We start from the raw sequence: 7,080 nt of genomic DNA, 5'->3' as shown, positions 1-7,080 counted from the left end.
ATGCTCTTCATGCTCTTCATGTTCTGAATATTCTGGTGTTTCATAATCTTTACCATTACGAACTACACCATCAAAATGGAAATTAAAGCCATCAGAGCCTGTTTCAAACAAAGCCGCATAAGTGTTCGTATTAGATACTGTATCGAAACTGTAACTTGCAGCGCCAGTGGTGGTTTCTATTTTGTCAGTGGGTATACGATTATCAAATACATTTACTACACCACCAATTGCACCTGAGCCATAAAGAAGTGTTGCAGGTCCACGTAAAACTTCAATTTGTTCTGCTGCTAAGCTTTCATTTGTTGTAGCGTGATCAGGGCCAATTCGAGAAGCGTCACTGCTATCAAGACCATTTTGTGTAACTTTTACTCTAGGGCCATCTAGTCCTCTAATGATTGGGCTTGATGAAACAGGGCCGAAATAGCTAGCGTTAATGCCTGGTTGTCCTTTTAACGTTTCACCCAAAGTTGCCTTCGCACCTTTTTGTAGTTCATCACCACTTAAGACAGTGACGGGGGAAGTCATCTCTAAGCTGTTCTTATGAAGACCAGAAGCGTAAATAACAACGCTTTCGATTGAACTTGGCTCTAATTTAACGATTATATTGCCTTGATCTACTTTGATATCAGTGCGTTTATCAATGTAATGATTTTTAGAAATGTGTAACTGGCTATCAGAATCAGTACTGAGAATGAACTTACCAAACTTGTCCGTGATTACAGAATGATTTTTACCATGCAAGTGCACTTTTGCACCTGATATAGGCTGGTTATTTGTATCAACTACTTTACCTGATATTTGTGCAGCATAAGAGTGAGTAGAAGCCAATGCAGTTAAAATTGCAGTCGCGACAATCGAATATTTTTTCATAATGGTGTGTACTTCATAAAAGGATCTCAGTTGGCGTTATGGTATAACACCACCAGGCTGTGGATCAACGAATGTTATACTGTAACTTCGTTGAATTATCGCAAAATACTCCTAATATTTTATTAGCAAAGGAGTATTTCAATGAGTAAGCCATTTGTGTTTAAAGCAAGATTAAGAGTTGCAGATCTCTTTCATCATGCAAATCATTTAGAAGTGTTTACGACGGCAATTAATAAACGCGAGAGTGTAGAGCATTTCTTGTTGAGAATGATTGGATACTGTGCGCTATCATTTAATAAACGCACATTTTTAAATCAAAAGAATGAAAAACAGCTACCCGATGTGTGGTGTGAAGATGAAAATTCTCACATTACACTTGCGCTTTATGTTTCTGAAATAGAATTAGATGAGATAAGCAGACTGACAAAGCTGTTTGATAAATTGGTGATATTACTGACTGATGGTGAAAATTGGTTTAATGAAATAGCACACCAATTAGTTCAATTTACTAATTTGAGTATTTTTAGTGTGAGCCGAGAATTCATTGATCAATTAGAAACGAATCTAACGAACAGCTTACATTGGGATATTTTAATTGAGCGCAATTCAATGAGTATTAGCAATAAAGAGGGTTATTATCAAACAGAAGTAAAACAGCTTTATTAGTCTTGTGTCATAAAAGCGTGATAGAAATATCAGTAAGGGGTTTCGAGCAACACAATAAAACCTCCCCATCTCTTACAAATGCAAGTGGTTCTTGATTGTAGATAACTTCACCAGAATTGAGTTTTGCTCGGCAGGCACCACAAAAACCTTCTCTACATTGATAAGTAACATCGATCTTAGCTTTTTCGAGTGCATCTAGTATAGAAGGGCACTGAGCCGCAAATGAAAGCGGCTCAGAATGTTCTTCAATAGATATTTTAGAACTGGGTTTCGAATTCATTATAAATCGAAATCACCAAAATCAGATGCATCTACTTCAGAGTCTATTTGGCCGACTAGGTAAGAGCTGATTTCAGCTTCTTGTGGTGCAACTTGTACGTTGTCGGATACTAACCAAGCGTTGATCCACGGAATTGGGTTGCTCTTAGTTTCGAAGATTGGCTTTAACCCAACAGCTGACATACGAGTGTTCGTAATGTATTCAACATATTGACAAAGAATGTCTTTGTTTAGACCGATCATAGAACCGTCTTTAAACAGGTATTCAGCCCACTCTTTCTCTTGCTGTGCAGCTTCTTCGAACATACGAATTGCTTCAGCTTCACATTGCGCAGCAACAATAGACATCTCAGGATCGTCTTTACCTTCTTGCATAATATTAAGAATATGCTGGGTACCAGAAAGGTGAAGGGCTTCGTCACGGGCAATAAGCTTGATGATCTTTGCGTTACCTTCCATTAGTTCACGCTCTGCAAAAGCAAATGAGCAAGCGAAGCTTACATAGAAGCGAATAGCTTCTAAAATGTTTACAGACATGATGCAAAGATAAAGTAGTTTCTTAAGCTCAAATAAGTTAATACGAACTTCTTCACCATTAATTACATGCCTACCTTCACCGTAAAGGTTATAAATCGATACCTTTTCAATTAGTTCGTCGTAATATTTAGTAACCGCATCAGCACGCTCATTGATTTTGTCGTTGCTTACGATGTCGTCAAAGATAACTTCAGGTGACTGCGTGACGTTTCGAATAATATGTGTATATGAACGGCTGTGAATTGTTTCACTAAACGCCCAAGTTTCAATCCAAGTTTCAAGTTCTGGGATTGATACGATAGGTAGTAATGCAACATTAGGTGAACGGCCTTGAACACTATCTAGTAGAGTTTGATATTTCAAGTTACTTAAGAAAATGTGTTTTTCATGCTCAGGCAACGCTTGGAAATCTAAGCGATCTTTTGACACATCAACTTCTTCTGGACGCCAGAAAAACGAAAGCTGCTTTTCAATTAACTTTTCAAAAATAGGGTATTTCTGCTGGTCATAACGTGACACGTTTACAGTTTGACCAAAAAACATTGGTTCTTTTAACTGGTCGTTATGATTTCTGCTAAATGTAGAATAAGACATATTTTTTAATACTCGATAACGCAAAAAAGTGAGCAAGCACAATGCTTACTCACGTCTTAATTAAATTTTACACGCGCCGCCTTCGCAGCCATCATCTTCAATTTCTGGTTTTAATTCGTCTTGAGAGTCTGACGCACCATCACGTGTATTGTGATAATAAAGTGTCTTAACACCCAACTTATAAGCAGTAAGCAGGTCTTTAAGAAGCAACTTCATTGGTACTTTACCACCTTCAAAGCGTGTTGGATCATAATTCGTGTTAGCAGAGATAGTTTGGTCAATAAACTTCTGCATGATACCTACAAGACCAAGATAACCGTCGTTCGAAGGAATGTCCCAAAGTAGCTCATATTGATCTTTTAACTTTTCATACTCAGGCACTACTTGCTTCAAGATACCATCTTTACTTGCTTTAACACTGATATGACCGCGGGGTGGCTCAATACCATTTGTTGCATTTGAGATCTGTGATGAAGTTTCTGATGGCATCAGTGCAGATACAGTCGAGTTACGCATACCATGTTCTTGAATGTTTGCGCGCAGTGCATCCCAATCCAGACGAAGCTCTTCGCTACAAATTTTATCTAAGTCACGCTTGTATGTATCAATCGGCATAATACCTTTTGAATACGTTGTCTCATTGAACTTAGGACATGCACCTCGCTCTTTGGCAAGTTCATTTGAAGCTTTCATTAGATAATATTGAATCGCTTCAAATGTACGGTGTGTTAAGTTATTTGCACTACCATCAGAGTATTTAACGCCATTTTTTGCAAGGTAATAAGCATAGTTAATTACACCAATACCTAACGTACGACGACCCATGGTTGCAGTATGAGCAGCAGGAACTGGGTAGTCTTGGAAATCTAATAGATTATCAAGTGCACGAACGGCGAGCTCAGCTAATTCTTCAAGTTCATCAAGTGATTCGATTGCGCCAAGGTTAAATGCTGATAGTGTACACAGCGCGATTTCACCTTCAGGGTCATTAATGTGTGAAAGCGGCTTTGTCGGCAACGCGATTTCAAGACATAAGTTAGACTGACGAATAGGTGCAACTTTTGAATCAAACGGGCTATGTGTATTACAGTGGTCAACGTTTTGTAAGTAAACTCGGCCTGTACTCGCACGCTCTTGCGCAAACATTGAGAATAACTCAATCGCTTTAATGCGCTTTTTACGAATAGACTCATCTTGCTCGTACTTAGTATATAAACGCTCGAACTCTTCTTGATCTTCAAAAAATGCATCGTAAAGGCCAGGCACATCTGACGGGCTGAACAGCGTAATGTAGTCGTCTTTGATAAGGCGAGTGTACATTGTTTTGTTAAATTGCACACCGTAATCTAGGTGACGAACACGGTTTTCTTCAACACCACGGTTGTTTTTCAGTACCAGCAGGTTTTCTACTTCTAAGTGCCAAAGCGGGTAGAATAGGGTAGCTGCACCGCCGCGCACACCACCTTGAGAACAACTTTTAACAGCCGTCTGGAAGTGCTTATAAAATGGAATGCAACCTGTGTGGTAAGCTTCACCGTTGCGAATTGGACTGCCTAGAGCACGAATACGACCTGCGTTAATACCAATACCAGCACGTTGGCTGACATATTTAACGATTGCAGATGAAGTCGCATTGATTGAGTCTAAGCTATCACCCGTTTCAATTAATACACAAGAGCTGAATTGACGCGTAGGTGTGCGTACACCTGCCATGATAGGTGTAGGTAATGAAATCTTGAATAAAGAAACGGCATCATAGAAACGTTTGATGTAATCAAGACGTGTTTCTTTAGGGTAATCAGAGAATAAACTTGCAGCTACCAAGATATACAAGAACTGAGCACTCTCGTAGATTTCACCGGTTACACGATTTTGAACTAAGTATTTACCTTCTAACTGTTTAACCGCAGCATAGCTGAAGTTCATGTCGCGACTATGGTCTAAATAATTATCAAGTTCATTAATTTCTTGTTCTGTATAATCTACAAGTAAATGTTGATCATAACGTTTATCTTCAACCAATTTAGTAATGTGGTCGTAAAGACGAGGAGGTTCAAATTGACCATACGCTTTTTTACGTAAATGGAAAACAGCTAAACGCGCAGCAAGGTATTGGTAATCCGGAGAGTCTTTATCAATTAAATCTGCAGCAGCTTTGATGATAGTTTCATGAATATCTTCAGTACGGATCCCATCATAAAATTGTATATGTGATTTTAATTCAACTTGCGAAACTGAAACATTATCTAAGCCCTCAGCGGCCCAGGTAATTACGCGGTGAATTTTATCTAGATCTAGCGGCTCTTTACGGCCGTTTCTTTTACTGACAGATAACTGTTGGTTCATAGCTGTGCCTGTAATCCTTCGGATTGAATATTTAAAAAATAATTGGCGAAAAAAAAGCTCAGGTTTTGACCACTATATATGGTGGTTCTTCTGATTCAGATCACAAGATAGTGGGGTTCAATTTAATTTGCAATAGCAAGGTAAATGCACAAATGTGGATAAGTTTGGGATAAATAAAAAGTGTTAGTAACTATTAACCTTTTGAGGTTTGACGCAAGTAACCTCAGCAGGAAATCAATAAAAATGATGCGATTTTTAAAGAAAATAAAAAAATTTTAGAGTGTTTTCTTAATGAGCAGCTTGTGGTGATGAAAGAGCCAAAGCACTAGATGTAGTGTTTTGGCGTAAATGTGAGCACTATATATGGTCTAACACTAAAATTGGGTTAGTTAAATTTAGATCTGCTTGCCAACTGTACGCGTCTTCAAGACTTGGGATGTATCCCCATAAAGCACAAGCAGAAGTCATACCAGCCGCTTTTGCTGCTTGAATATCTCGTTGTGCATCACCGACATAAAGGCACTCAGATGAAGTAATGCCTAGTTGTTTAGCTGCATATAATAATGGCTTAGGTGAAGGCTTGGCTTCATCTAATGTGTCTCCACAAACAATAACTTCAATTTCTTTAAGCGCTGATATTTGCCCGACAAGTGGTAAGGTCAGGAAAGTAGGCTTATTTGTCATGATTGCGACTTTTATATCATCATTAATTAGAGATTGAATTAATTCCGGCACACCATCAAAGCAATCTGTATGCACTGCAATGTTGGCTTCATAATAATCAAGTACATCTTGTCTTAATCGAGCTAAATCAAATTCAGCAATCCGACTACCAAAGCCAACTTCTAAAAGTGCTTTTACGCCATCAGAAATAGCAGGGCTATATACTTCTCGTGCAACAGCAGCAAGTCCATTTATTTCTAGAACATGATTTAAAGCTGCACCCAAGTCGTCAGTGGTGTCGAGTAGGGTGCCGTCTAAATCGAATATGACAGCCTTCATTAATCAAGCCTCTCGAAATGAAGTAAGTAATTTACACTGACATCATCAGTTAAGGTAAATGTTTTATTGATTGGGTTGTAATTGATCCCCGCACTGGCACGAACTTTAAGGCCTGCCTTTTCTGCCCAGCCGATTAAAACAGATGGGCGGATAAACTTATCGTGTTCATGTGTACCCTCAGGTACCATTTTTAGAATTTTTTCTGCACCGACGATTGCAAGTAAATACGCTTTAATCGTTTTGTTTAAAGTTGAAAAGAATACACTTGCGCCAGGCTTTGCCATTTGTGCAGCAGCTTGGATAATAGATTCAGGGTCTGGGACGTGCTCAAGCATTTCCATGCACGTTACTACATCAAATTGCTCAGCATTGTTTGCGGCAAATTCCTCTGCGGGTACTTTTATATAGTCAACTGTCACACCCACTTCTAAAGCGTGCAGCTTTGCTACATTGAGCGGCTCTTGGCCTAAGTCTATACCGGTTGCTTTGGCCCCCAATTTCGCCATGCTTTCAGTTAAAATACCGCCACCACAGCCAATATCTACAACTTGTTTATCAAATAAACCATTAGATTTGTCATTAATAAAATCGAGACGTAACGGATTAATATCGTGAAGGGGTTTGAATTCACCTTCTGTATCCCACCATCTTTCTGCGATGTTCTCAAATTTCGCAATTTCTTGTGGATCTACATTCTGATGCTCGGTCATAAAAAACTTCCTCGTGAATCTGAGCGCATTTAAATTGGATTATTTCAAAATCACACGGATTTTGCGCCTGTAATAA

At 38.8% G+C, this 7,080-nt stretch carries 7 protein-coding genes; 1 reads left to right on the top strand and 6 read right to left on the bottom strand.

The window, feature by feature from the left end; all coding sequences use genetic code 11:
* A partial coding sequence (locus CWB72_RS18470) for a TonB-dependent receptor plug domain-containing protein (RefSeq protein WP_171037357.1) occupies positions 1-870 on the bottom strand: 870 nt, incomplete at its 3' end.
* Positions 871-1,011: 141 nt separating this feature from the next.
* Here CWB72_RS18470 and CWB72_RS18465 point away from each other — a divergent pair.
* The gene (locus CWB72_RS18465; RefSeq protein ID WP_138568550.1) at positions 1,012-1,536 is read left to right on the top strand and encodes a YaeQ family protein; all 525 of its coding nucleotides are present in this window, start codon (positions 1,012-1,014) and stop codon (positions 1,534-1,536) included.
* 7 nt (positions 1,537-1,543) lie between these two features.
* Here the strand turns inward: CWB72_RS18465 and yfaE are convergent, their stop codons facing one another.
* From yfaE to ubiG, 5 genes are all read right to left on the bottom strand, one after another.
* Positions 1,544-1,816 (bottom strand): class I ribonucleotide reductase maintenance protein YfaE, encoded by a 273-nt coding sequence (gene yfaE / locus CWB72_RS18460; protein ID WP_138568551.1) that lies wholly within the window; start codon positions 1,814-1,816, stop codon positions 1,544-1,546.
* Complete coding sequence (gene nrdB, locus CWB72_RS18455) at positions 1,816-2,946, bottom strand: class Ia ribonucleoside-diphosphate reductase subunit beta (protein WP_130254329.1); 1,131 nt, start codon at positions 2,944-2,946, stop codon at positions 1,816-1,818. Before nrdB ends, yfaE begins: the two co-directional genes overlap by 1 nt.
* A gap of 60 nt (positions 2,947-3,006) precedes the next feature.
* The gene (nrdA, locus tag CWB72_RS18450) at positions 3,007-5,292 is read right to left on the bottom strand and encodes a class 1a ribonucleoside-diphosphate reductase subunit alpha (RefSeq protein ID WP_138634479.1); all 2,286 of its coding nucleotides are present in this window, start codon (positions 5,290-5,292) and stop codon (positions 3,007-3,009) included.
* A gap of 357 nt (positions 5,293-5,649) precedes the next feature.
* A complete protein-coding gene (locus CWB72_RS18445) occupies positions 5,650-6,294 on the bottom strand; it encodes an HAD family hydrolase (RefSeq protein ID WP_138634476.1) in 645 nt (214 codons plus the stop codon).
* On the bottom strand, positions 6,294-7,004 hold the full coding sequence (gene ubiG / locus CWB72_RS18440) for a bifunctional 2-polyprenyl-6-hydroxyphenol methylase/3-demethylubiquinol 3-O-methyltransferase UbiG (protein ID WP_138634473.1): 711 nt from the start codon (positions 7,002-7,004) through the stop codon (positions 6,294-6,296). The genes CWB72_RS18445 and ubiG overlap by 1 nt, the downstream gene beginning before the upstream one ends.
* Between the last annotated feature and the right edge of the window lie 76 nt (positions 7,005-7,080).

Source organism: Pseudoalteromonas phenolica, assembly GCF_005886345.1.
GTDB classification, from domain to species: domain Bacteria; phylum Pseudomonadota; class Gammaproteobacteria; order Enterobacterales; family Alteromonadaceae; genus Pseudoalteromonas; species Pseudoalteromonas phenolica_A.
Note: the sequence above shows the minus strand (reverse complement) of the source record. Positions and strands in the feature narration are given on the sequence as shown.

What these genes read in the sequence shown, in the direction of transcription:
- ubiG (WP_138634473.1), bottom strand. Translation starts at nt 7,004, where the DNA reads ATGACCGAGCATCAGAATGTAGATCCACAAGAAATTGCGAAATTTGAG.
- nrdA (WP_138634479.1), bottom strand. Translation starts at nt 5,292, where the DNA reads ATGAACCAACAGTTATCTGTCAGTAAAAGAAACGGCCGTAAAGAGCCG.
- CWB72_RS18465 (WP_138568550.1), top strand. Translation starts at nt 1,012, where the DNA reads ATGAGTAAGCCATTTGTGTTTAAAGCAAGATTAAGAGTTGCAGATCTC.
- CWB72_RS18445 (WP_138634476.1), bottom strand. Translation starts at nt 6,294, where the DNA reads ATGAAGGCTGTCATATTCGATTTAGACGGCACCCTACTCGACACCACT.
- yfaE (WP_138568551.1), bottom strand. Translation starts at nt 1,816, where the DNA reads ATGAATTCGAAACCCAGTTCTAAAATATCTATTGAAGAACATTCTGAG.
- nrdB (WP_130254329.1), bottom strand. Translation starts at nt 2,946, where the DNA reads ATGTCTTATTCTACATTTAGCAGAAATCATAACGACCAGTTAAAAGAA.